General features: G+C 72.5%; 15 protein-coding genes. 11 read left to right on the forward strand and 4 right to left on the reverse strand.

Annotated features, from left to right (window positions below):
• Positions 1-132 precede the first annotated feature (132 nt).
• The 8 genes from ABD841_RS02550 to ABD841_RS02585 all read left to right on the forward strand — a co-directional run bounded on the left by ABD841_RS02550 (position 133) and on the right by ABD841_RS02585 (position 10,912).
• The gene (locus ABD841_RS02550; protein WP_344967370.1) at positions 133-1,407 is read left to right on the forward strand and encodes an ABC transporter substrate-binding protein; all 1,275 of its coding nucleotides are present in this window, start codon (positions 133-135) and stop codon (positions 1,405-1,407) included.
• Positions 1,408-1,429: 22 nt separating this feature from the next.
• A complete protein-coding gene (locus ABD841_RS02555; RefSeq protein WP_344967372.1) occupies positions 1,430-2,362 on the forward strand; it encodes a carbohydrate ABC transporter permease in 933 nt (310 codons plus the stop codon).
• Entirely contained in the window at positions 2,359-3,132 is a 774-nt protein-coding gene (locus ABD841_RS02560) for a carbohydrate ABC transporter permease (RefSeq protein ID WP_344967374.1), read from the forward strand. The genes ABD841_RS02555 and ABD841_RS02560 overlap by 4 nt, the downstream gene beginning before the upstream one ends.
• Entirely contained in the window at positions 3,125-4,921 is a 1,797-nt protein-coding gene (locus ABD841_RS02565) for a glycoside hydrolase family 127 protein (RefSeq protein WP_344967376.1), read from the forward strand. Before ABD841_RS02560 ends, ABD841_RS02565 begins: the two co-directional genes overlap by 8 nt.
• Before the next feature lie 132 nt (positions 4,922-5,053).
• Entirely contained in the window at positions 5,054-9,064 is a 4,011-nt protein-coding gene (locus ABD841_RS02570) for a discoidin domain-containing protein (protein ID WP_344967482.1), read from the forward strand.
• 227 nt (positions 9,065-9,291) lie between these two features.
• Positions 9,292-9,720, forward strand: coding sequence for a hypothetical protein (locus tag ABD841_RS02575; RefSeq protein ID WP_344967378.1), 429 nt, complete (start codon positions 9,292-9,294; stop codon positions 9,718-9,720).
• On the forward strand, positions 9,714-9,947 hold the full coding sequence (locus tag ABD841_RS02580) for a helix-turn-helix transcriptional regulator (protein WP_344967380.1): 234 nt from the start codon (positions 9,714-9,716) through the stop codon (positions 9,945-9,947). Before ABD841_RS02575 ends, ABD841_RS02580 begins: the two co-directional genes overlap by 7 nt.
• The gene (locus ABD841_RS02585; RefSeq protein ID WP_344967382.1) at positions 9,944-10,912 is read left to right on the forward strand and encodes an NAD(P)-dependent alcohol dehydrogenase; all 969 of its coding nucleotides are present in this window, start codon (positions 9,944-9,946) and stop codon (positions 10,910-10,912) included. Before ABD841_RS02580 ends, ABD841_RS02585 begins: the two co-directional genes overlap by 4 nt.
• A 66-nt stretch (positions 10,913-10,978) precedes the next feature.
• Here ABD841_RS02585 and ABD841_RS02590 read toward each other — a convergent pair whose 3' ends face one another.
• The 4 genes from ABD841_RS02590 to ABD841_RS02605 all read right to left on the reverse strand — a co-directional run bounded on the left by ABD841_RS02590 (position 10,979) and on the right by ABD841_RS02605 (position 18,770).
• Positions 10,979-11,233, reverse strand: a complete 255-nt coding sequence (locus ABD841_RS02590) for an acyl carrier protein (protein ID WP_344967384.1) — start codon at positions 11,231-11,233, stop codon at positions 10,979-10,981.
• A 17-nt stretch (positions 11,234-11,250) separates the two neighbouring features.
• Complete coding sequence (locus ABD841_RS02595; RefSeq protein ID WP_344967386.1) at positions 11,251-15,867, reverse strand: acyltransferase domain-containing protein; 4,617 nt, start codon at positions 15,865-15,867, stop codon at positions 11,251-11,253.
• Positions 15,867-17,588, reverse strand: a complete 1,722-nt coding sequence (locus ABD841_RS02600) for a fatty acyl-AMP ligase (protein WP_344967388.1) — start codon at positions 17,586-17,588, stop codon at positions 15,867-15,869. The genes ABD841_RS02595 and ABD841_RS02600 overlap by 1 nt, the downstream gene beginning before the upstream one ends.
• Positions 17,589-17,765: 177 nt before the next feature.
• Entirely contained in the window at positions 17,766-18,770 is a 1,005-nt protein-coding gene (locus ABD841_RS02605) for a UDP-glucuronic acid decarboxylase family protein (RefSeq protein ID WP_344967390.1), read from the reverse strand.
• Between the two features lie 294 nt (positions 18,771-19,064).
• Here ABD841_RS02605 and ABD841_RS02610 point away from each other — a divergent pair, with 294 nt between their 5' ends.
• The 3 genes from ABD841_RS02610 to ABD841_RS02620 are packed head-to-tail and all read left to right on the forward strand — an operon-like array spanning position 19,065 to position 25,451.
• Entirely contained in the window at positions 19,065-21,707 is a 2,643-nt protein-coding gene (locus ABD841_RS02610) for an aldehyde dehydrogenase family protein (protein WP_344967392.1), read from the forward strand.
• 28 nt (positions 21,708-21,735) lie between these two features.
• Positions 21,736-23,001: a beta-ketoacyl-ACP synthase II gene (gene fabF, locus ABD841_RS02615; RefSeq protein WP_344967395.1), complete on the forward strand. Its 1,266-nt coding sequence runs from the start codon at positions 21,736-21,738 to the stop codon at positions 22,999-23,001.
• Positions 22,989-25,451, forward strand: a complete 2,463-nt coding sequence (locus ABD841_RS02620; RefSeq protein WP_344967397.1) for an MFS transporter — start codon at positions 22,989-22,991, stop codon at positions 25,449-25,451. The genes fabF and ABD841_RS02620 overlap by 13 nt, the downstream gene beginning before the upstream one ends.
• Positions 25,452-25,453: the final 2 nt, after the last annotated feature.

The following is a 25,453-nucleotide window of genomic DNA, read 5'->3' on the forward strand; positions in this document are numbered from 1 at the left end:
CAGACCATAGGAGAGGTCGTGCCTGGAGGCAAGCCGATCCCCTATTGACACCCTCTTATGTTTCCCTTACGTTTCCGAAAACCTTTTAGTTCTGTTTCGCGCGTCACGGGGGGACGCCGGGAGGAGAAGGTCATGACCCCACGTTCACCCCGACGCCGACTGGCCGGGGTCGCCCTGTTCGCACTCGCCGCCGTGACCGCCTGCGGCGGGGCGGAGCAGCAGACCGCCCGCCCCGCAGAGCAGGGCGTCACGATCACGATGTGGACCCGAGCCGCCACCCAGGCGCAGAGCGAGAGACTGGTGGCGGCGTACAACAAGAGCCATAAGAATCAGGTCAAGCTGACCGTCATCCCCACCGACAACTACCAGCCGCGGATCGCCGCGGCGGCGGGCGCCCGGCAGCTTCCCGACGTCTTCGCCGCAGATGTGATCTTCGTTCCCAACTACACCTCCCAGGGCCTGTTCCTGGACGTCACCGACCGGGTGGCCGCGCTCCCCTTCAAGGACTCCCTCGCCCCCTCGCACATGAAGCTCGGCACCCGGGACGGCAGGTTCTACACCCTGCCGCACACCCTGGACCTGTCGGTGTGGTTCTGGAACAAGGACCTGTACGAGAAGGCCGGGCTCGACCCCGAGAAGGGCCCCACGACCCTCAAGGAGTTCGCCGAGCAGGCCACCACCGTCGACGAGAAGCTCGGCAAGGACGGCAAGGTCCACGGCACGTTCTTCGGCGGCAACTGCGGCGGCTGCTACGTCTTCACCTTCTGGCCCTCGGTCTGGGCCGCCGGCGGCCAGGTGATGAACCCCGAGGGCACCGCCTCGTTCAACGACCGGGCGCCGATGACCGATGTGTTCAAGGTCTACCGCGACCTGTACGCCAAGGGCGTGACCGGGCCCACGGCCAAGGAGGAGCAGGGCCCGACCTGGACCGGGTTCTTCCCCAAGGGGGAGATCGGCGTGATGCCGATGCCGTCGACCACGCTCGGCTCGATGCCGAAGGACATGAAGATCGGCGTCGCGCCGATCGCCGGACCGGACGGCGGCGAGTCCACCTTCGTCGGCGGTGACTCCATCGGCATCTCCGCCACCTCCGAGCACGCCGACGCGGCCTGGGAGTTCCTGGCCTGGACCGTCTCGGACGAGGCCCAGGTGGAGGTGATGGCGAAGAACAAGGACGTGCTCGCGCGCACCGACCTGGCCGGCAACAAGTACTCGTCCGAGGACCCCAGGGTGGTGCTGATCAACTCGCTGGTGGCCAAGGGGCAGACGCCGTACGCGCCCCGCTTCGGCGAGACCTTCAACGATCCGCAGGGGCCGTGGCTGCGCCTGGCCCGCGAGGCGGTCTTCGGGGACGCGGGCAAGCTTCCCCAGCGCAACGCCGAGATCGACAAGTCGCTGCAGCAGTAGGCCACGGCCGAGGAGGAGCAGGATGAGTATCACGCTGGACCGGCCGCCGCGCGGGACCGCGCACCAGTCCGCCCCGTCGCCTCCGCCGTGGTGGCGCGGCCGGAAGGCGCAGGGCTGGGCGTACGCCGCGCCCACGGCGCTGATCGTCGGCGTGCTGTTCGTGGTGCCGCTGATCCTGGTGGTCTGGATGTCGCTGCACCGCTGGCCGCTGCTCGGACCGGCCACGTTCAACGCGCCGGACAACTACACCAAGATCGCCGACAACCCGCTCTTCCTCGACGCCGTGGTCTTCACGCTGAAGTACACGGTGATCATCACGGTCCTGCTCTCGGCGGTGGCGCTCGGCCTGGCCCTGCTGGTGCAGGAGCGCAGGCCGGGCGTCGGGTTCTTCCGCACCGCCTTCTTCCTGCCCGGGGCGGTCGGCTTCGCCGCGGCGGCCCTGCTGTTCTACGGCATGCTGAACAACGAGTTCGGCCCGATCGACCCGCTCCTGCAATCCCTGGGGATCACCGACGAGCCGGTGAAGTGGATCGGCACCCCGGACGCGGCGCTGTTCTCCACCATCGCCCTGGTGCTGTGGCGGTTCGCCGGGTTCAACATGCTGATCCTGCTCACCGGGCTGCAGGCGATCCCGGTCGAGGTCTACGAGGCGGCCCGGTCGGACGGCGCGAACCGCTGGCAGATCTTCACGAAGATCACGATGCCGCTGCTGCGCCCGACGATCGCGCTGATGCTCATCCTGAGCGTCACCGGCTCGCTGCTGGCCTTCGACCAGTTCTTCATCTTCACCAACGGCGGCCCGGACAACAGCACGGTCTCCATGGTCATGGTCGTCTACCGCGAGGCGTTCTTCCGCTTCGACCTGGGCGGGGCCGCCGCGATCTCGGTCGTCCTGCTGGTGGCGCTGGTGGCGCTCAACGTGCTGCAGATGCGAGTGCTCAGGAGGTCCCGATGAGAGCAACCCGGTACTACACGACGGTGTCCGCCCTGGCGGTGCTGTTCCTGTTCCCCCTGGTGTGGAGCGGCTGGGCGTCGCTGGAGGACCCGGGCGACTACCTGGAGATGGCGCGCTTCGGCGAGGGCCTGGGCACGTACCTGACCAACAGCGCGCTGGTCTCGGCGATGACCGTGGGCGGCACGCTGGTGGTCTCCGCCCTGGGCGGCTACGCCTTCGCCCGCTTCGACTTCCCGGGGAAGAACCTGCTGTTCCTGGCCACGCTGGCGATCCTGATGGTGCCCTACGCGACCATCCTGATCCCGCTGTACGTGCTGCTCGGCCACCTCGGCCTGCAGAACTCCCTGGTCGGGCTGAGCCTGGTCTTCGTCATGTTCCAGCTGCCGTTCGCGCTGTTCATGATGCGCAACGCCTTCGAGGCGATCCCGCGCGAACTGGAGGAGGCCGCCCTGGTCGACGGCTGCGGCACCTTCCGGGCCTTCTCCCGCATCCTGCTGCACGCGGTGCGGCCCGGCCTGATCACCGTCGGCCTGTTCGCCTTCCTCGCCTCGTGGAACGACTTCTTCGCGCCGCTGATCCTGCTCAACGACGGTGCGAGCTTCACCCTGCCGGTGGCCGTGGTCAGCATGACCCAGCGCACGTTCGGCGCCGTCGACTACGGCATGTTGCAGGCGGGGGTCATGACCATGGCCGTCCCCTGCCTGATCCTCTTCCTCGTTCTCCAGCGCCACTACGTGCGCGGATTCATGTCAGGAGCTCTACGTGGCTAGTCCCGTCGTGCCCTCCTCGGGCGTGCTGTCCCCCCTTGGCCTCGACGCCGTGCGGCTCGCCCCCGGTTTCTGGGGCGACCGGGTGACGCTCAACCGCGACGTCATCATCGCCCACTGCCAGGAATGGATGGAGCGGGAGGGCTGGATCGGCAACTTCCGCGGCACGCGCCCCCGGCGGGGCAGGGAGTTCAGCGACTCGGAGATCTACAAGCTGCTGGAGGCCATGGCCTGGGCCGACCACCCCGCGCTGCCTGAGCTGGCCGCCGTCGTCGCCCGCGCCCAGGAGGACGACGGATACCTCAACACCCGCTGGAGCGAGGCCCGCTACACCGACCTGGAGTGGGGGCACGAGCTCTACTGCTACGGCCACCTGATCCAGGCCGGCGTCGCCCGGCTGCGGGCGCACGGGGAGGACGAGCTGACCGGCGTCGTCCGGCGCGCGGCCGACCACGTGTGCGACCGTTTCATGGACACCACGCAGACGTGCGGGCACCCGGTCGTGGAGATGGCGCTCGTCGAGCTGTACCGGGCCACCGGCGCCGAACGCTACCTGGAGATGGCGCGCCGCTTCGTCGAGCGGCGCGGCCTGCCCGCGCTCGGCGACATCGCCTTCGGCCGCGCCTACTTCCAGGACGACGTGCCGGTACGGCAGGCCCAGGTGTTCCGCGGGCACGCCGTACGGGCGCTCTACCTGGCCTGCGGCGTGGTCGACGTGGCCGTGGAGACCGGGGACGCCGAGCTGCTGAAGGCGGTCGAGGCCCAGTGGGAGCGCACGGTGGCCCGGCGCACGCACCTGACCGGCGGGATGGGCTCGCGGCACACCGACGAGTCGTTCGGCGAGGACTTCGAGCTGCCGCCCGACCGGGCGTACTCGGAGACCTGCGCGGGCATCGCGTCGATCATGCTGGCCCACCGGCTGCTGCTGGCCACCGGGGACGCGCGCTACGCGGACCTGGCCGAGCGGACCATGTTCAACGTGCTGGCCACGTCCCCGGCGCTGGACGGGCGGTCGTTCTTCTACGCCAACCCGCTCCAGGTGCGGGTTCCGGCCGAACCGTCCGACGGGGTCAACCACGCGCCCGAGGGCGGTCTGCGCTCGCCGTGGTTCGACGTGTCGTGCTGCCCGAACAACATCGCCCGTACCCTCGCCTCGCTGCCCGCCTACCTGGCCGCGGCCGACGGGGAGGGCGTGCGCGTCCACCACTACGCGCCCGGCGAGATCCGCCACGACGGCCTGGTGCTCCGGGTGGAGACCGGCTACCCCTGGTCCGGCCGTGTCACCGTGCACGTCGTCGAGGGCCGCGCCGGACGGATCTCCCTGCGCGTCCCGCCGTGGGCCGCGGGCGCGACCCTCTCCCACGGCGGGACGTCGAGACCGGTCGGGCCCGGGTACGCCACGGCCGAGGGCGACTGGCGGCCGGGCGACGAGATCCGCCTCGACCTGCCGCTGGAGCCCCGCTGGATCTTCCCGGACCGGAGGGTGGACGCGGTGCGCGGGTGCGCGGCCGTCGAGCGCGGCCCGCTGGTCTACTGCGCCGAGTCCGAGGGCGACGACCCGCCGCTGGCACGGGTCGCGGTGGATCCCACCCCGCCGGTCGAACACCACGCGGACGGGGTCGTCGAGCTGGACGTCGCGGCGCGCCTGACGTCCGCCGCCGAGGACGCCTGGCCGTACACGCGCGACCACCCGCGGGCGAGCGAGGAGAAGGTCTCGCTGCGGCTCGTCCCCTACCACCGCTGGGGCAACCGCGGCCCCGCGACGATGCGCGTCTGGCTGCCGCTGGCGTAGCCCGCGGGGCCATCTCCCGCCCGCGCGGAGCCGGGCCCACCGGCCCGCCGCGACACCCCCCCGGGGACACCCCCGACCCACCAGGAGGAACATGTGCGTGGATTCCTGTCCGCACTATCGGCCTTGGGGCTCGTGAGCGGCCTGCTCGCGTCCGCACCGCCCGCCCTCGCCGCGGGGCCGCCCGCCCTCGCCGCGGGGCCGCCCGCCCTCGCCGCCCCCGACCAGCTCGGCTGGCCGTCCTTCACCGGCGGCGACCCGGTCCCCGCCGAGCCCACCGCCTACGATCCCCGGCACATGCTGCGGGAGATCTACAAGAAGGAGAAGGGCGGCGACTCCTACTGGATCGACCGGATCCTCACCCGTCCGGGTGACGACCCGGCGGGGCCGTGGCTGATGACGCGCGGCCGGGCCCTGTTCATGAAGGAGCACGACCCGGCCGTCATCGGCTTCGGCGGCAAGGTCGCCTACTGGGAGAGCATCGACAACCGCCACGCCTACACCGTCTCCCTCGGCACCGGGCTGCGCGAGGACGTGACCGGGCGGCTGCAGATGCCCAGCCACTGGAAGGGCGAGTACACCGGCGACGGCCTGGCCGTCACGGTCAAGAAGTTCATCACCCATGAGAACGTCGCCGTCACCACGCTGGCGATCACCAACACCGGCGCCGCGGAGCGGGACGTGCCGGTCACCGTGGAGTCGCCGTACGCGACGTCGGCGGACGGCGACCGCGAGCTGACCGGCGTCGTGACCGCGAAGAACCGGCTCACCACGATCTTCCCCAGGCTCAGCGGCGACGGGCTGAAGGCCGGCGGCGGCAAGCTGACCGGGACGCTGAGCATCGCCCCCGGCGCCACCGCGCACACCAAGGTGCAGATGGGCTTCGTCACCGAGGAACTGCCCGGCTCACGCAAGGAGTACGACGGGTACAAGGGCCGTTCGCCGGAGAAGGCGCTCCGGCGGCACCTGCAGGACTACAACGCCTGGTGGGCCGAGAACCTGCCCTACATCGACGTGCCGGACGAGAACATCAAGAAGTTCGTCTACTACCGCTGGTGGCTGATGCGCTTCAACTACCTCGACGCGGACATCCCCGGCAACGACTTCCAGTTCCCGACCTCCGTCGAGGGCGCGCTCGGCTACAACAACGCGATCGTGCTGACCGTGCCCATGTTCGTGCAGGACCTGAAATACCTGCGCGACCCGATCTACTCCTACGGGCCGTGGGTCTCGGCGGGCGAGGTCTCGCGCAACTCCAAGTACACCGACAACCCCGGCGACCCGGAGAACTGGAGCAACAGCTACACCCAGTACATCTCGGCCGCGGCGCTGGAGAGCTACCAGATGCACGGCGGGCAGCCCGGCGTCCTCCGCAACCTCGCCCGGTACGCCGAGAAGGACGTGTACGGGCAGCTCGACGCCTACGACTCCAACGACAACGGCATCATCGAGTACGACTGGGAGGCCATGACCGGCAACGACGCCGACGCGGTCTCCTTCCACTACTACGACCGGGCCAACGAGCGGGCCGAGGGCGCCTACGTCTACGCCAACGCCCAGGCCGCCGCGCAGGCCTACGAGCTGATCGGGGAGAAGGCCAAGGCCGCCGAGATGCGCGGCGTCGCCGACAAGGTGAGGAACGCCATTCTGGACCTGCTCTGGGACGACGAGGCCAAGGTCTTCAAGCACCGCGACCTGCAGACCGGCAACCTGATCCCGTGGAAGGAGAGCAACAACTACTTCCCGTTCAACGTGGGACTGGTGCCCACCGACGACCCGAAGTACCGCGAGGCGCTGCGCCTGTGGGCCGACCCGGCCGAGTACCCGATCTTCCCCACCTTCACCGCCAACCAGAAGGACAAGGCCGAGGCCGCGGCCCAGGGCAAGCCGGGGAGCAACAACTTCTCCCAGCTCAACTCCACCCGGCACTTCACCCTGTTCGGCAGGGCGTTGCGTGAGTACGCCTCGCCGTACATCACCCCGCAGATGTACAAGCAGATGCTCTACTGGAACGCCTGGGCGCAGTTCGTCGGCGGCGACGTCCGCTACCCCGACGCCAACGAGTTCTGGGCCAACTGGAACCCGGCCACCAAGAGCATCGGCTACCGCTCCTGGATCCACCACACCATCCTGGGCAGCAGCAACTGGACGATCATCGAGGACGTCATGGGCCTGCGGCCGCGGTCCGACGCGAAGGTCGAGCTCTGGCCCGTGGACATCGGCTGGGACCACTTCACCGTCAACAACCTGAAGTACCGCAACGTCGACCTGACCATCGTCTGGGACCGGCCGGGCGACGGGACGACCCACTACGCGGGCGTCCCCGAGGGGTACTCGATCTTCGTCGACGGTAAGCGGAAGGTCACCCTGAGCGGCCTGGCGCACGCCGTGTGGGACCCGGCGACCGGCGAGGTCGAGGGCGGGACGGTGGTGCACGCCGAACGCGCCGCGCTGAAGGCCCCCACCCAGGTGGCCCTGGAGGGGGCCCGGATCGAGGACCTCTTCCAGAAGGCGGGCGTCGACCTGCGGTCCCCCGCCCCGAACCTCGTCACGGGCGCCACCGCCTCCCACGGCGACGCCACCGGGGCCGTCGACGGCTTCACCGTCAACGAGCCGCACTGGAGCAGCAAGGGCTCCGGCAAACCGCAGGACTGGCTGGAGGTGGACCTGGGGTCGCCGCGGCCGGTCGACGACGTACGGCTGTACTTCGTCAACGACCGCGCCGTGGGCGGCCACAGCGAGCCCGCGCTCTACACCCTCCAGTACCTCGACGGCGAGACCTGGAAGAGCGTGCCCGGCCAGGTCAGGGAACCGGCCTACCCCCGGGCCAACCTCAACCACGTGCGCTTCCCCTCGATCACCACCGGGAAGCTGCGCGTCCTGGTCACCCATCGCTCCGGCCACGCCACCGGCCTGAAGGAGATCCAGGTCCACGCCACCGGGTCGGAGGCCCCGGCGGCGGTCAACCGCGCCCCCTACGTGCTCGCCGTACCGGACCAGACCTTCAACAGGCCCGCCCAGGCCCGCCTGACGGCGGTGGTCAAGGACGACGGGCTGCCCGCCGCCGAGCTGACGGCCGCCTGGAGTCTCGTGGACGGTCCCGGCGAGGCGTTCTTCACCGACCCCGCCGGAGCGGCCGGCACGACCGTCACGTTCACCGAGGCGGGGACGTACACGCTGCGGCTCACCGCCTCCGACGGCGCGCTGTCCGGCTCCGCCACGGTCACCGTCACCGTCGGCGCGCCGAGCGACCGGGTCAACGTGGCCACGTACGCGACCCCGACCGCCTCCTACACCTCCCCCTGGGAGAAGGTCACCGCGGTCAACGACGGCATCGACCCGCCGCGCTCCAACGACGCCGCCAACCCGCGCTGGGGCACCTGGCCGCAGCAGGGCACCCAGTGGGTCCAGCTCGACTGGCCGGCCCCCGTACGGGTCGACAAGGCCGACGTCTACTTCTTCGACGACGGCGGCGGCGTGCGGGTCCCCGCCTCGTACACGATCCAGTACTGGGACGGCGACTCCTTCGAGGACGTCACCGGAGCCACCGGGTACCCCGTCGCCGTCGACGCGTACAACACCGTCTCCTTCGACATGGTGACCACCTCGCGGCTGCGGGTCCGGCTCCAGTCCGGCCAGGCCTCGGTCGGGCTGCTGGAGTGGAAGGTGTACGCCGTCCCGCCGGACGCGACGCGCCCCGTGCACGTGCCCACCCCGGCCGGCACGCTGCCCACGCTCCCCGGCACCGTCGAGACGCTCTACTCCGACGGCGTACGCGGCCGGGCGAAGGTCACCTGGCAGCCGGTCACCCCCGACCAGGTGGCGACCGGCGGCACCAGCTTCACCGTCGCCGGTCTCGCCGAGGGGCTGCGCGACCCGGTGCGGGCGACCGTCCACGTCCGGGCGAGCGCCGCCGTGACCATCACCTCCGTCGCCGAGGAGCCGGTGACGACCCGCGCCGGGATCGCCCCGTCGCTGCCCCCCACCGTCGTGGCCACCTACAACGACGGCTCCAAGGACAGTTCCGTGACCGTGGCCTGGGACGCCGTCGACCCCTCCCGGTACGCCGCCCCGGGCACCTTCACCGTCACCGGCCGGGTGGCCGGGACGACCGTGCCGGCCAAGGCGGTGGTGACCGTCGAGTAGACCGTCAGGCCCGCCGGCCCGCGGGGTCGCGGGCCGCCCGGCACGGCGGTGACCGGGAACGCCGGAAACGGGTGACGCCCGGGTCTCACATCCGAGACCCGGGCGTCACTGCTTTCCCGGCCCCGCGGAGCGGCCGGGACCGTCGGGGCCGGGCCGCCGCTTCCGCCCCACGCGGCCCGATGTAAAGAAAACTAGACACGATGTCGTCTCTGCTTTACATTCGTGGCATGCCGTTCGAAGAGAAGCAGGCGTGGATCATGGCAGTGGTCTCGGCTGTCGCCTATGTGACGTACCTCGCACTCCTCCTCGGGCGGGCGGGATCCACCCCGCTCGCCGAGGTGCCCTACGTGCCGGTGATGCTGTGGACCATCGGCGGTGCGATCGTCGCCGCGATCGTGCTCCGCGTCGTGGCCGCCGCCCTCGCGCCCGAGGACGCCGGCAAGAAGGACCAGCGCGACCGGGAGATCAACCGGTTCGGCGAGCACATCGGCCAGTCGTTCGTCGTCGTCGGCGGCGTCGCCGCCATCCTCCTGGCGATGGCCGAGACGGACCAGTTCTGGATCGCCAACGTGCTCTACCTGGCGTTCGTCCTGTCCGCGATCCTCGGGTCCGTCGCGAAGATCGTCGCCTACCGCCGGGGCTTCTGGCCATGGTGAAGCCCACCAGGGTCACCAACTCGATCCGGGCCCTCCGCTTCGCCCACGGGGAGATGACCCAGGCGGAGCTGGCGAACCGCATCGGTGTGACCCGCCAGACCCTCATCGCCATCGAGCAGGGCCGCTACTCGCCGTCCCTGGAGATGGCCTTCCAGATCGCGCGGGTGTTCGGGGTCCCGCTCGACGAGGTGTTCCAGTACCCCGGCAGTGAAGAGGAGATCCCGTGAAGGCGATCGTTCAGGACAGGTACGGCCCGGCCGACGTGCTGGAGCTCAGGGACATCGACCCGCCGGCGGTCGGGGACGACGACGTGCTCGTCCGGGTGCGCGCGGCCGGCGTCGACGCGGGCGTCGTGCACCTGGTGACGGGCCTGCCGTACCTGCTGCGTCTCGGCTTCGGGCTGCGCGCGCCCAGGAGCCGGGTGCGGGGCATGGACGTGGCGGGGCTGGTGGAGGCGGTCGGGCGGAACGTCACCCGCTTCCGGCCGGGGGACGAGGTGTTCGGCACCTGCGAGGGCGCCTTCGCCGAGTACGCCCGCGCCCGGCAGGACAGGCTCGCGCCCAAGCCCGCCGCCCTCACCTTCGAGCAGGCGGCGGCCGTGCCGGTGTCCGCGCAGACGGCCCTGCAGGGCCTCCGCGACGCGGGAGCGGTCCAGCCGGGGCAGAAGGTACTGATCACCGGGGCCGGCGGCGGGGTGGGGACGTTCGCGGTACAGCTGGCCAAGGCGTTCGGCGCGGAGGTCACCGGCGTCTGCGGCCCGGACAAGGCGGATCTGGTCCGCTCGATCGGCGCCGACCACGTCGTCGACTACACGCGCGAGGACTTCACCGACCGGCCGCACCGCTACGACCTCATCCTCGACATCGCGGGCAACCGCCGCCTGTCCCGGCTGCGGCGGGTCCTCACCCCCCGCGGGACCCTCGTCATCATGGGCGGTGAGGAGGGCGGGCGGTGGTTCGGCGGCAACGACCGCCAGCTCCGGGCGACGCTGCTCTCGCCGTTCGTGCGTCACCGGTTGCGCATGCTGATGTCGATGCAGCGCGAGCGGGACCTGCGCACGGTGGCGGAGCTGATCGAGGCCGGCCAGGTCACGCCGGTCGTCGGCAGGACGTACCCGCTGGACCAGGCCCCGGACGCCGTCCGCCACGTGGGGGAGGGGCACGCGCGGGGCAAGGTCGTCATCACCGTGTGAGGCGGGCCGGACCGCCGGCCGCCCCCGGGGAGGACGGCCCGTGCGCGGGCGGCGGCGGGCGGGGGTTCAGGACGCGGTCTGCAGCCGCTCCACGTGGTCGAGGAAGTCCCCGACGGTCTTGATCTTGATCAGGTCGTCGTCCGGGATCTCCACCCCGAGGGTGTCCTGGAGCGCGACGCCGATCTCCACCATGGACAGCGAGTCGATGTCCAGGTCGTCGATGAACGTCTTGTCCGGCGTGACCTCGGCCGCGCTGATGCCGGTGACGTCCTGGATGATCGTGGCGAGTTCGGCGTGGATCTCCTGCCGGGTGTGCGCCATGGCTGGTCTCTCTTTCGTCAGGATTCGTTCGCGGTGGTCTGGTCGAGCACCTGCAGCACGTGGTCGGTCAGCGCCGACACGCTCGGGTGCTGGAGGACGGCCTTGGGGCCGAGCTCGCAGCCGATGCGCTTGGCGATCCGCTTGCGGACCACGACGGCCATGAGCGAGTCGAGGCCGAGATCGTAGAAACTCCGCTCCCGGTCCAGCGCGCCGGGCCCGGACAGTTTGAGGACGCCGGCCAGGACCGCGCTGACCTCCTCGGCCACCCGGTCGCGGCGGCCGCCGGCGTTCCCCGCCGAGGGGCCGGCGGGCGGGGACGGCGCGGGCGCTGTGGGAGGCGCGGGCGGTGCGGCGGTTCCCGGCGCCAGGCCGGCCGTGATCGGCAGCGTGGTGCGCGCGGAGTACGCCTCGCGCAGGAGCGGCCAGTCCACGTCGGCCACGACGAGCGAGGCGGCCTCGCCGTCGAGCACGTGGTCCAGGGCGGTGATCGCCGGCTCGGCGGGCATCAGCCGCATCCCGGACAGCTCGATGATCTCCCGATGCGGGCTGTCACCGTGCCCGTCGCGCCAGGGGCCCCAGCTCACGATCCCGGCGGGCAGCCCGCGCGCCGTCCTGGCGTGCGCGACACCCTCGGCGAAACAGTTGGCGGCCGCGTAGTGGGCGAGCATCCGGGAACCCAGCAGCGCGGTCGTCGAGGAGACGCACAGGAAGGTGTTCACCCCGTGTCCCGCGGTGAGCCTGTCCAGCAGGGCGGTACCGGTCACCTTGGCGCGGAACATCGCGGCGATCCCGGCGTCGTCCAGCTCCCCGAGAGAGGCCAGGCTCTCCTCGAACGCCGCCTGGTAGACGCCCCGGAGCGGCGGAAGCTCGGTGCCGAAGCGGTCGAACAGGTCCGCCATCTCCCGCTCGTCGGCGACGTCGGCCGTGACGTCGGTCACCGTGACGCCCCGCTCGCACAGGACGGCGGCGCGTTCCGCGGCCGCGCCCCGCAGGCCCCGCCGGGACACGACGACCAGATGGCGGACTCCCCGGCCGGCCAGGTGCTCCAGCAGGTGGGGGCCGACCCGGCCGGTGCCCCCCACCACCAGGTGACTGCCGTCCGGGGCGAACGGGACACCGCCGCGGGCCGGCGTCCCGGCCCGCCGCAGCCGGGCCTCGTGGCGGACCCCGTCGCGATGCGCGACCTGCTGCTCCGCGGCGGACCCCGCCTCCGTCAGCACCAGCGCCGCCGCGGTGACGGGATCGGCGTCGTCGAGGTCGACGAGCCCGCCCCACAGCTCGGGACGCTCGACGGCCAGGCACCGCCCGAGCCCCCAGAGCGCGGCCTGAGCCGGATTGATCCGGGGCTCCCCGCCCACGGCCTGGGCGAAGCGGGTCACCAGCCACAGCGCGGGCCGCCGCGGGGCCGCGGCGAGAGCCCGCACCAGCCCGGACACCTCGGCGGTCAGCCGCCGGGCCTGCCCGGGGTCGGCGCCCGCGTGGCCGTCGGCGTCGAGCGCGCCGCAGTACACGACGGTGCCGACGTCGTCGAGCGGCCCGAGCCGGTCCGCCCGGACGACCGCCGCCTCCCTGCCCGCCGCGGTCAGCTGACGGTGCAGGGCGTCGGCGACCCCGGCCCGGTCGGCCAGCAGCAGCCAGCGTCCGGGCCGGGTACCGGTGCTCGCCGGGACGGGCTCAGGCCGCCACGACAGCCGGTAGAACCAGTCGGCGCGGGACCTGGCGGCGGGCGCGGCCGGCGCCGGCGAGGGGGCCTCGACCCAGTACGGGCGCCGGTCCCACGAGATGGTCGGGACGTCGGCCAGCTCACCGGCGGGGAAGACCCGCTCCCAGCCGACGGGCACACCCGCCCGGTGCAGCGCGGCCAGACCGGTGAGCAGCGTCCGCCGCAGGCCGAGCCGGCGGTCGGCGGTCGGCAGCACCAGCGGATCCTTGGTTCCGGCGGCCCGGAGGGTGCCCGCGACCGAGCGGGTGAGCACCGGGTGCGGGCTGACCTCGATGAAGATCTCGTGACCGGCCGCCGCGGCCGCGCGGACCGCGTCGGCGAGCCGCACGGGCCTGCGGAGGTTGGCGGCCCAGTAGCCGCCGTCGAACGCCGCCTCCGCACGGGGGTCGTCCGACACGGTGGAGTAGAACGCGATCTCCGGACGGCCGGGGGAGAGGTCGCCGAGCTGCTCGACGAGGGGACCGAGCAGGGGGTCCATCCGGGGCGAGTGCGAGGCCACGTCGACGTGGACCTCACGCGCCTCGACGTCCCGGTCCTCCAGCCGGGCCAGCAACCGCCGGACCGCCCCGGTCTCCCCCGACACGACGGTGGTGTCGGGCCCGGCGACGACGGCCACGGTGACCGCGTCGGCGAGCCCCGCCTCGTCGACGAGCGCGGTCACCCGGGCCTCGCCGGCCTCCACCGCGGCCATCGAGCCCCGTCCCGCCACGCTCGCCAGCAGCCGCGACCGCCGGCAGACCACCCGGGCCCCGTCGGCGGGGGACAGCGCGCCCGCCACCACCGCCGCGGCCAGCTCGCCCATGGAGTGGCCGATCACCGCACCGGGGTGGATCCCGTGGTCACGCCACACGGCCGCGAGCCCCAACTGCACGGCGAACAGCGCGGGCTGCACGACGTCGATCCCGGTCACGGCGCCCTCTTCGGCGCTTTCCAGAAGCTCGGTCAGGGAGAAGCCCGACTCGGCCCGGACCACGGGTTCCAGCTCGTCGAGCACGGCGCGGAAGGCCGGTTCGCCCGCCAGCGGTTCGCGGGCCATCCCCGGCCACTGGGAGCCCTGACCGGAGAACACCCAGACCGGCGCGCGCAGCCCGCTCCGGGCCGTCCCGATCTCCGGGGCGCCGGTCAGCGCCTCGACCAGCTCCGCCCGGTTCCCGGCGACGACCGCCAGCCGGACCTGCTCGTGGGACCGGCGCCGCGCCAGCGTGTACCCGACATCGGCGAGCGGGACCTCGTCGCCGACCTCGCCGAGCCAGCCCGCCAGCCGCTCCGCCGCCGCCCGTACCGCCGCCTCCGACCCGCCGGAGAGCGCGAAGACGGACAGTCCCGGCTCCGCTCCGGGGCTCCGCACGGGCCCGGCGTCGGGGGCCTGCTCCACGACGACGTGCGCGTTGGTCCCGGCGAAGCCGAAGGCGCTGACGCCCGCCCGGCGCGGGCGCCCGCCGGTGTCCGGCCAGGGCGTGCGCCCGGCGGCCACCCGCAGCCGCAGCTCGTCGAACGGGATGTGCGGGCTCGGCGTGGTGTAGTGCAGCGAGGGCGGGACCTCCGCCCGGTGCAGGGCCAGTACCGTCTTGATCAGGCCCGCGATGCCCGCCGCGGCCTCCAAGTGGCCCAGGTTGGTCTTCACCGAGCCGATCAGGAGGGGGCCGGCCGTCTCGTCCCGCGCGGACATGACCTCGCCGAGCGCACCGGCCTCGATGGGGTCGCCCAGCTCGGTGCCGGTGCCGTGCGCCTCCACGTACCCGATCGACGCCGGGTCGACGCCCGCGTCGGCGTACGCGCGGCGGAGCAGGTTGACCTGGGACCGCGGGTTGGGCGCCATCAGGCCGTTGGACCGGCCGTCCTGGTTGACCGCGCTGCCCAGGATCACGGCCAGGACCCGGTCACCGTCGGCGAGCGCGTCCGACAGGCGCTTGAGCACGACCACACCGCAGCCCTCGCCGCGTACGAAGCCGTCGGCCGCCGCGTCGAAGGTCTTGCACCGGCCGTCGGGGGCCAGCAGCCCGGCGCTCGCGAAGGTGGCCGTCACCCCGGGGTGCAGCATCAGGTTGACCCCGCCCGCGACGGCCAGGCGGCACTCCCCGGACCGCAGGCTTCCGGCGGCGAGGTGGACGGCCACCAGGGAGGCCGAGCACGCGGTGTCCACCACCATGCTCGGCCCTTCCAGCCCCAGGAGGTACGACAACCGGTTGGCGATGACCCCGAGCGAGGAGCCGGTGCCCGACCACGCCTCGACGGCACCGGGGTCGGCCATGCTCAGATAGGCGTAGTCGAGGGTGGACGCCCCGACGAAGACGCCGGTCGCGGTGCCCTCCAGCGACCGCGGCGGGATGCCCGCGTGCTCCAGCGCCTCCCAGGCCACCTCCAGCAGGAGACGCTGCTGGGGGTCCATGGCGGCGGCCTCGTGCGGTGCGACCTGGAAGAGCCCGGCGTCGAAGCCCGCCACGTCGCGGAGGAAACCGCCCCCGGTGGGCACCGGGAACGACGGGTCGGGCTGCCAGCGGCCCGCGGGCAGCTCCCCGAGGCCGTCCCGGCCCGCGGCGAGCAGATCCCAGAACGCCCCGGGCGTGTCGGCGCCGCCGGGGAAGCGGCAGCCCAGCCCCACGACCGCGATCCGCTCCCGGGGCGCGGTCCGGACCGCGCCCGGACCGGGCGCCTCGTCCGTGACGTCCTCCGGGCGGGCCAGGAACCCGGCGATGGCGGCGACGGTCGGATAGCGGAAGACCAGGGTGGGGTCGAGCGGCCGGTCGAGCAGGTCCTCCAGCATTCCGGAGAGCTCGACCGCGTCACGCGACTGCAGGCCGTACTCCTCCAGCGGGCGGTGCGGATCGATGCGATGCCCGTCCGTCCGCAGCCGTGCGGCGATCTCCGCGGTCAGCCACCGGCGCAGTTCACCCTCGTCGACCGCGGTCATCAGAGGTCCTCGGGGCGGGAGAATGCGCCGTCCAGGTAGCGCTCGCGGCACGTTCCCCGCCGGACCTTCCCGCTGGTGGTACGGGGCAGCGCGCCCGGGGGGACCAGGACGAGGTCGTGCGGCTCCACCCCGTGGTGCGTCGCGAGGGCCCGGCGGGCCGCCCGCAGGAAGCGCTCGTGCCGGTCGGGGGCGGCGATGACGTCGTGGCGCAGCTCCGCCAGGACCACCAGCCGTTCACCGCCCTCGCCCTCGCCGTCGACGCCGAACGCCGCGACGTTGCGGGGCCGCATCTCCGGATCCGCCCGTTCGACGGTGACCTCCAGGTCCGCCGCGTAGTGGTTGCGGCCGTCCACGATGATCAGATCCTTGATCCGTCCGGTGACGTAGAGCTCTCCCTCGTGCAGGAAGCCCACGTCCCCGGTGCGCAGCCAGCGCCCGTCCGCGCCGGCCAGGCGGCCGCCGAAGACCTCGGCGGTCCGCCCGGGCCGGTCCCAATAGCCGTCGCCGATGTTCGGGCCCCGCGCCCAGATCTCGCCGGTCGCCCCGGGCGGCGCCGCCGCGCGGGTCACCGGATCGACGACGCGCACCTCCACCCCGGACAGCGGGGTGCCGCTCGAGACGATGCGCCAGGCCATCGGATCGTCCTCGGCGCAGGGCCGGACCCGCCCGACACCGAGCGCCGCCCGGTCGAAGGTGCCCAGGACCACCTGGCCGGTCGAGGCGGTGAGGGTCAGCGTCGCCTCCGCCAGCCCGTACCCGCTGGCGTGCGCGCGGTGGGTGAAACCGGTGCCGGAGAACGCCGCGGAGAACGCCTCCAGGCTGGACAGGCGGATCGGTTCGGCGCCGTTGCACAGCACGCCGAGATTGCTGAGGTCGAGCCGTTTCTTCTGCTCCTCGGTCACCCGGCGGACGCACAGGTCGAGGGCGAAGTTGGGAGCGGCCGACCAGTCGGCCCGGTATTCCGAGATGAGCCGCAGCCAGCGGTAGGGGCGCTGGATGAAGGCGTACGGTGTCAGATGCACCGCGTGACCGCCCGAGCCGAGCGGCAGTGCGATCCCCGACACCAGCCCCATGTCGTGGAAGTAGGGCAGCCACGACACCCCGACGTTGTCCTGGGTGTACTCCCAGCGCTCCCGCATCTGGGCGACGGCGGTCATCAGGTTCCGATGCGTGATGCGGACGCCGGAGGGGGCACGGGTGGAGCCGGAGGTGTACTGGAGGTAGGCCAGCGGCTGGGCCTCGAGATCGGGTGCCGCCCAGCGGCCGGCGTCGTCCTGCTCCTCGTCGACGACCACCAGGGGCGGGGCGCCCGGCACCGGGAGGGCCGCCACGTCCCCCTTGGCCGCGGTGGTCGTGAGCAGGCACCGGGGCCGGCAGTCCGCCAGGATCGCGGTCAGCCCGAGATTCCCCCGGAACTGGTCGGGCGGGAAGACCGGGACCGCCACGAGACCCGCGTAAAGGCATCCGAGGAACGCGACGACATAGTCGGGGCCGTGGGGGCACAGAATGGCGGCCGGAGAGCCCGCGTCGAATTCTCCCGTGAGCCGCACGGCGAGGGCGCGGACCCGCCGATCCAGCTCACCGTAGCTCAGCGTAATGGCGACGCCGTCACGGCTGGCGCCATAATCGACGAATGTCAGAGCCGGCCGGTCGGGATTGATGCCGGCGATGCCGTGCAGCGTGCGGACGAGGTCGTCGGAAACTTCGATCTGAGGTATCACCTAATAAATCCCGGCGTTGGACGTACGGATCCCGGGAAAAATGGCCCGGGCATTGCCCGGCATTTTTACGTTCATTTCGGCGATCGCACAACCCCGGCTTCGGCGACTTGTGAAGCGACGGCCCGTCTGATCAGGCCGGGCGGGTGGGGGCCGTGATCCGGACGGCTCCGCGCGGCGTCATCGTCCCGCCGGACGCCCGCCCACCGGAACGGAGACGTCGCGCGCGCCCGCCGACGCCTCCTCCCGGAACCACTCCAGGGTGCGGCCCAGGCCCTCCTCGACGGACACGACCGGCTCCCAGCGCAACAGGCCGCGGGCCGTCCGGACGTCGGGACAGCGCTGCCGCGGGTCGTCCTGCAGCTCCGGCCTGAAGTCGACGCGCAGGTCCACGCCGGCCAGGGCGGCGATCAGCTCGGCGATCTCCAGCACCGACCTCTCGTCGGGGTTGCCGAGGTTCACCGGTCCGTGGGCGTCGCTCAGCGCCAGCGCGATCAGCCCGTCGGCGGTGTCGTCGACGTAGCAGAGCGACCGGGTCTGGGTGCCGTTCCCGTTCACCGTGAACGGCCTGTCCCGCAGCGCCTGGGTGATGAACGTCGGGACCAGCCGCCCGTCGTCGGCCCGCATCCGCGGGCCGTAGGTGTTGAAGATCCGGGCGATCGCCGTGCGGGTACCGAACTCGCGCCGGTAGGCGGCGGTGATCGCCTCGGCGTAGCGCTTGGCCTCGTCGTACACCGACCTGGGACCGACCGGGTTGACCCGGCCCGGGTAGCTTTCCGGCTGCGGGTGGACCTCCGGGTCGCCGTAGACCTCGGAGGTGGAGGCGAGCACCAGCCGGGCGTCGCACGCGGTGGCCAGGCGCAGCGCGTGCTCGGTGCCCAGCGATCCCGCGCGCAGCGTTTCCAGCGGAAGCCGCAGGTAGTCGCGGGGAGAGGCGGGGGAGGCCAGGTGGAAGACCAGGTCGGTCCGCTCGCCGAGCTCCAGCGGTTCGGTCACGTCGGCCTCGACGAAGCGGAACTCCGGGACCACCGTCAGGTGTTCGATGTTCCGGGCCGATCCCGTCGAAAGGTTGTCGAGGCACACGACGCGCCAGCCGCGGGCCAGCAGGCGCTCGCACAGGTGTGAGCCCACGAACCCGGCGCCGCCGGTGACGAGTGCGGTGCGCCGGCGGTTGAGAACTCCCATTTCAACCCCTCCCTTGCTGATGAATGGCGCGGTTTATGTAAGAGGTTGCGCGGCACTTTACTGTGCGTGACGGCGGCCGGGAATCCGTTCGGTGTCCCGCTGGCGGGACACCGAACGCCGCCGGCGGTCGCGCCGTCGTTATGGAGTTCGCGGACCGCCCCGGGGCCCGCACTTTTCCGGCCGTTTATAGCAGAGTTCTCCGCGGCACCCGGGATTGACAGACCGGCGTCGGCCGCCGGAAAGTGCTGTGGCTTGGGACGCAATTCGGCGAGCTGCTGTGGGAGGTAATCTGCGGTGCCGGGAACGCTGGTTTCCGATGACTCGGTCACGCCCGCCGAGCAGATCGGGCGGGAGGCCGTCGCCGCCGCCGCGGAGCTCGCCGGGCGCGGCATGGCGGCCGGTGACCGCGTCCTGCTGATCGCGGCGAACTCCCCGGAGTTCGTGTCGGCCCTGCTGGCGCTGATCCACCTGGACGTGTCCATCGTGCTGGTGGACCCGCGTCAGACGCCGGGCGAGATCGAGCGGCTGGCCGGGGTGTCCGAGGCGCGCTGGGCTCTCGTGGACGGCTCCGCGGCGCTCCCGTCCGGGCTGCCGGTACGTGTGGTCGACGTGGCCGGGCTGCCGGGTTCCGCGGGGGCCCCGTCCCCCGCCGGCGGGCCCCTGTCCCTCACCGCGTGGAGCGGGCGCGACGACGCCCTCATCGCCTGGTCCTCGGGCTCCACCGGGCTGTCCAAGGGGGTGGTGCGCTCCGGCCGGTCCCTGATGGTCAACACGGAGCAGACCTGCGAACGGATGGGGTACCGGGAGAGCGACGTCATGGTCCCGCTGCTGCCCTTCTCCCACCAGTACGGATTCTCGGTGCTGCTGGCCTGGTGGACGGTGGGCTGCTCGCTGGTCGTCACCGGGCACGGCCGGATCGACCTGGGGCTGCGGCTGGCGGCCCGGGCGGGCGCGACGGTCGTCGACGCGGCGCCCTCGACCTACCACACCATCCTCAACCTCTCCGAACGCCATCCGGAGCTGCTCGCCGGACTCGACACGGTGCGCATGTGGTGCGTCGGGGGAGCCCCTCTCGCCCCCTCGCTCGCCGACCGGTTCAGCAAGGAGTTCGGCCTGCCCCTGCTGGACGGCTACGGCAGTACGGAGGCGGGCAACATCGCGCTGGCCACGCTCGACAACCCGGCGGGCTGCGGCCGGCCGCTGGACGGCGTCGAGCTGCAGATCGTCGACGACGACGGCAAGCCGGTCGCGACCGGCAAGACCGGTGAGATCGTGGTGCAGTCGCCCGCGCTGATGGAGCGGTACCTGGGCCCGGACGGCGAGGTCCGGGCGGGCGCGTTCCGCACGAACGACCTGGGATACCTGGACGCGGACGGCAACCTCTACGTGGTGGGCCGCAAGTTCGCCGTCCACCGGCTCGGCCACACCATCTACCCGGAGGCGCTGGAACGCAGGGCCTCGGCCTGCGGGCGGCCGGTCGTCGTGGTCCCCCTGGAGGACGAGCGGCGGGGCAGCCTGCTGGTCTTCGTCGTCGCGGACCCCGCGGGAGGGGACCCCCGGTACTGGCGCACGGAGATCACGGCGCTGCTGCCCTCCTACGAGCACCCCAACCATGTCATGGTGGTCGACCGGATCCCGGTCAACCGGAACGGCAAACCCGACATGACCCGCCTGCGGGCGATGGCCGCGGAGGACATGGCGGGCCGGACGGGCCGGACGGCCCGGGCCGCGCCGGCCGCCGCCGTCCCGCTGGAGCAGCGGGTCCAGGCGCTGCGCGACGTGCTGGAGTTCCTGCGGTCGGAACCGGCGGACGTCCTGGACGTCCTCACCGAGATCTCCGTGCACCGCGCCGCCGTGGAGGAGATTGAGTCCTCGTGCGCGACGCTGGAGGGTGCCGTGGAGGAGATCCTCACCTACGGCCCGCGCCGGGTGACGCGGATGGCGGTCTTCATGCCGTCGAACGTGCTTCTCTACTCCTACGTGCTCTATCTGCTGGTCCCCGCGCTCTACACCGACGCGTTGACGGCCCGGCCCGCCACGGTGGTGGCCGGGCAGTCGCGCCGCCTGCACGAGATCCTGGCCCCGGTCCACCGGCTGCCGATCGAGGTCGTCCCGCTCAGCCAGCGGGAGTTCCTCGACGGCCCGGTGGCCGCCGCCGAGGTGGTGGTGTTCACCGGCGCGTACTCCAACGCGGAGCAGGTCAGGGCGGGGCTCCGGGACGAGCAGCTCTTCGTGTTCTTCGGGCAGGGCATCAACCCGTTCATCGTCGGGGCCGAGGCCGACGTGGAGAAGGCGGTCGCGGACGCGCTGCGGGTGCGGCTCCTCAACTCCGGGCAGGACTGCTTCGGGCCGGACGTGCTGTTCGTCCACGGCGCGGTGCGCGACCGGTTCCTGGACGGGCTGACCAGGGCGCTCCGGGAGGCGCGCTTCGGCGACAACCGGGACCCGGAGGCCGACTACGGCCGCCTGTGGTACGGCACCGCGGTCGAGGAGGCGGCGGCGTACCTGCACCGTCATCGGGAGCACATCGTGCACGGCGGCACGATCGACTTCCGGATCCGCCGGGTGGAGCCCACCGTGCTCGTGCGCGACTGGGCCCGGCAACTGCCGATCACCGAGTTCTTCGCGCCCATCTTCCACACGGTCGGCTACGACGAGCCTGAGCAGCTCCTCCACCACATCCGCTCGCCGTTCTTCACCGAGCGCGCCATGGGCGCCATGGTGTACGGCGGCGATCCCGGACTGCTGGACCTGCTGCGCGAACGGCACCAGGTCGCGGTGAACGCCACGCTCATGGACGTGGAGAACGGCAACCGGCCCTTCGGCGGCCACGGCGTGATGGCCAACTACGTGATGTGCCACGGCAGGCGCCGGGCGGAGCCGCTGCTGATCTCCAAGGTCGTGGCGGAGCATCTGCCGGGGCCAGGGGCCGCGTGAGCGAGCCCCCGGAAGATTCGGAGTTTCCATGGAGAGAAGCGAGTCGATGCGGCACTCCCGGCGGGTCGTCGTCACCGGATGCGGGGTGATCTCTCCGGTCGGGCTCGACGTGGAGACGTTCTGGTCCGCGGTCCGGGAGGGGCGCAGCGGCATCGCCCGGGTGGAGTCCTTCGACGTCTCCGACCTGAGCACCAGGATCGCCGGAGAGGTCCGCGATTTCGACCCCGCCCCGTACATGCCGCACAAGGTGAGCCGCAGGCTGGACCGGTTCGCCCAGTTCGGCCTGGCCGCCGCGATCCAGGCGGTCGACGACGCCAAGCTCCCGACCGGGGACGGCGACGCCGACCCCCGGCTGGGGGTGATGGTCAGCTCCGGGTACGGCAGCAGCCGGATGCAGCACTGGGTGACCCTGGAGCTGGAGAGACGCGGGCCGCGCGGCGTTCCGCCGTACGTCTCCGCCGCGATCGCGGTGGACAGCCCGTCGGCCGAGGTCGCCCTGCGCTTCCGGGCGGGCGGCCCCTCGGGATCGGTCAGCGCGGCCTGCGCGACGGGCACCATGAGCATCGGCGAGGCCGCGCTGTGGATCAGGAGCGGCCGTGCCGACGTGGTCATCGCGGGCGGCGCCGACGACTCGGTCACCCGGCTCGACCTGGCCGCCGCCGGGAACGCCCGGGCGCTGTCGCGCCGCAACGACGAGCCCGAGCGGGCCTGCCGGCCGTTCGACCGCGACCGTGACGGGTTCGTCATGAGCATGGGCGCCGCGGTGGTGGTGCTGGAGGAGGCCGGGCACGCGCTCGCACGCGACGCGCCCATCCTCGCCGAGGTGGCCGGATACGCCGCGACCACCGACGCGTTCCACCTCACCGCGCCGCATCCCGAAGGGCTGGGCGCGGTGTCGGCGATGCGGCTGGCCCTGGAGGACGCCGGCCTCGGGCCGGAGGACGTCGACTACGTCAACGCGCACGGCACCGGCACCGTCCTGAACGACCGGACCGAGAGCCAGGCCATCCGCACGGTGTTCGGCGAACGGGCGACGGAGATCCCGATCAGCTCCATCAAGGCGGTCACCGGGCACATGATCGGAGCCGCCGGCGCGGCCGAGCTGATCGCCTCGGTCCAGGCCATCCGCGAGGGGGTCGTGCCGCCCACGGTCAACTGCGAGAACCCGGAGGATCCCGATCTGGACTACGTCCCGGGCCGGCAGCGGCCCGCGTCCGTGCGCACGGTGATGAGCAACTCCTTCGGGTTCGGCGGGCACAACGCGGTGCTGGTGATCCGCGCGTGGGAGCCGTGACCCGGGCACGGGTGCCGCTCGGCCTGTTCTTCGGCGGCTTCACGCTCTACGTGCTCGGCGACATGGTCGCCACGGTGGCGGTGCCGTGGCTGGTGCTGTCCGAGACGGGCAGCGCCGCGGACGCGGGCGTCATCGGCGGCATCGGCGCGTGCGTCCTGCTGGCCAGTTCGCTGGTGGGCGGGGTGGTCGCCGACCGGGTGGGCCGGCAGCGGGTGGTCGTCCTCGCCGCGCTGGGCAACGGGGCGGCCATGGCGCTGGTCCCGGTGGTCGACGGGATCGCCTCGCTCACCTTCGGCTGGTTCGTCGTCATCGGCGTGCTCGGTGCGATCTTCGACGGGCCGGGCGGCGCGGCGAACGAGGCGTTCGTCGCCGATCTCTGCCGGAGCACCGGGGTCACCCTGGAGCGGCTCAACGGGGTCCGGGAGGGCATCCTGCACGCGGCCATGCTGGCGGGGCCGGCCCTGGCGGGCTGGGGCACGGCGGCGTGGGGGGCGTCGGGCGCGGTCACGCTGACCGCGGTCGCGTTCACGCTGGCCGCGCTGCTGCTCGCGGCGATCCGGGGAGTGCCCCGGACGGGCGTCCCGTCCGCCGCGACGTCGGGTTACCTGAGCGACGCCCTGGACGGGCTGCGCTATCTGGTGCGGGAGCCGGCCCTGCGCGCGATGGGGGTGATCGGCGCGGTGGAGGCCATGGTGCTGGCCCCGTTCACCGGGGTCCTGCTGCCCGCCCACATGGTGGTGGTGGGCTCACCCGAAGGGCTGGGCCTGGTCCTCACCCTGTTCGCGTGCGGCGGGCTGGGCGGCAGCGTGCTGTTCGGGTTCCTGTCACGCCCCGGCCGGCGACGCGCCTGGTTCGTCGGCTCGCTCGCCGGCACCGGTCTGGCCTTCGGCGTGGTCGCCGCGCTGCCGGGGCAGGCCCTGCTGCTCACGGCGGTGTTCGTGTGCGGGGTGGCGGCGGCGCCGATCAGCCTCATCGTGAACGTCCTGGTGCAGGAACGGGCACCGGACGCGATACGGGCCAGGGTCTTCGGCCTGCTCGGCGCCGTGACCCTGGCCGCGGTGCCTTTCGGGATGTTCGCCGTCGGACTGGCACTGCAGTTCCTGTCCGTGCGGGCCACGGCCATCGGCACCGGTGTGCTCTACGCCCTGCTCCTGCTGGTCTGGATCTTCAGCCCGGCGACGCGGGACCTGGACGGGGCGTCACCCGGGACGAGCGTTCCCGGAACGGATGAAGACGGAGGGACCGTGGAAGTCGACGAGATCAAGGTCAGGGGCACGGTGGTCCCGGTGGCCACGCTGTCCCGGGGGCCCGGCGAGTTCCGGCTGTGGCCGTCGGTCGGGGAGTACCCCGTCTACGACGACGTGCTCTACCGGTTCATGGGGAACGACACCGTCCGCAACGACGCGTTCCACGACGCGATCGGCCGCCTGGCCGGCGGCGCGCTCGTCGCGGACGTCGGCACGGGCAAGGACGCGCTCTGGGCCCTCGCCGCGGCTCGCGCCGGGGCCCGCCACGTGTACGCCGTCGAGGAGCTCCCGGTCCCGCTGGAGAAGGCGAGGAAGAGCGTCGGCGAGGCGGGGCTGGCGGACCGGATCACGGTGCTCGGCGGTACGTCGGCGGGAGTCGAGCTCCCCGAGAGGGTCGAGGTCTGCGTCTCGGAGGTCATCGGGACCATCGGCAGCTCGGAGGGGGCGGCGACCGTTCTCGCGGACGCCCGGGAGCGTTTCCTGACCCCGGCCGGCACGTGCATCCCGGCCCGGTGCACCACCATGGTCGCGGCGGTGCGGCTCGACGGGGCGTTCCCCGAGGGGCTCGCCTTCCACCGGACCACACTGCGTTACGTGGAGAAGATCTTCGAGGCCGTGGGTCACCCGTTCGACGTGCGCGTCTGCCTCGCGGGCCCGGTCGAGTCGTTGATCGTCTCCTCCGAGGCGGCCGTGGAGACCCTCGACTTCAACGGGGACCTCGGCCTCGGCGACGGCACCCGGGCGCGGCTCACGGTCACGGAGACCGGCCCGGTGCACGCCTTCGTGCTGTGGATCAGGCTCCAGTGCCGCCCCGGCGGCGACCACGTCGACAGCCTCCGGCAGACCACCAGCTGGCTGCCGGTCATCGCGCCCCTCTCCGCCGAGGGGATCCCGGTCGAGGCGGGTGACACGATCGACCTGGAGTGGCGGGCCGTCCTCAGCGGCGACGGGCTGCACCCGGACTACCGCATCACCGGAGAGGTGGTCCGCCCGGGGCGGAGCACCGTGCCGGTCGAGTGGACGTCGTACCACCACGAACCGGTGTTCCGGGCCACGGACGCCTACCGCGCCCTGTTCCCCGTCCGTCCCCTCTCCGGCAGCCGTACGGCCGGCGCGGAGGAGGCGGGGAAGGCCGCGTCCTCGGCGCCGGCCGGACCGCACGGTGCCGGGCGGGCGTCCGCCGTGCCGGACAAGGCGGGGTGACG

This window comes from Streptosporangium fragile (assembly GCF_039534445.1).
In the GTDB taxonomy this organism is placed as follows: Bacteria; Actinomycetota; Actinomycetes; order Streptosporangiales; family Streptosporangiaceae; genus Streptosporangium; species Streptosporangium fragile.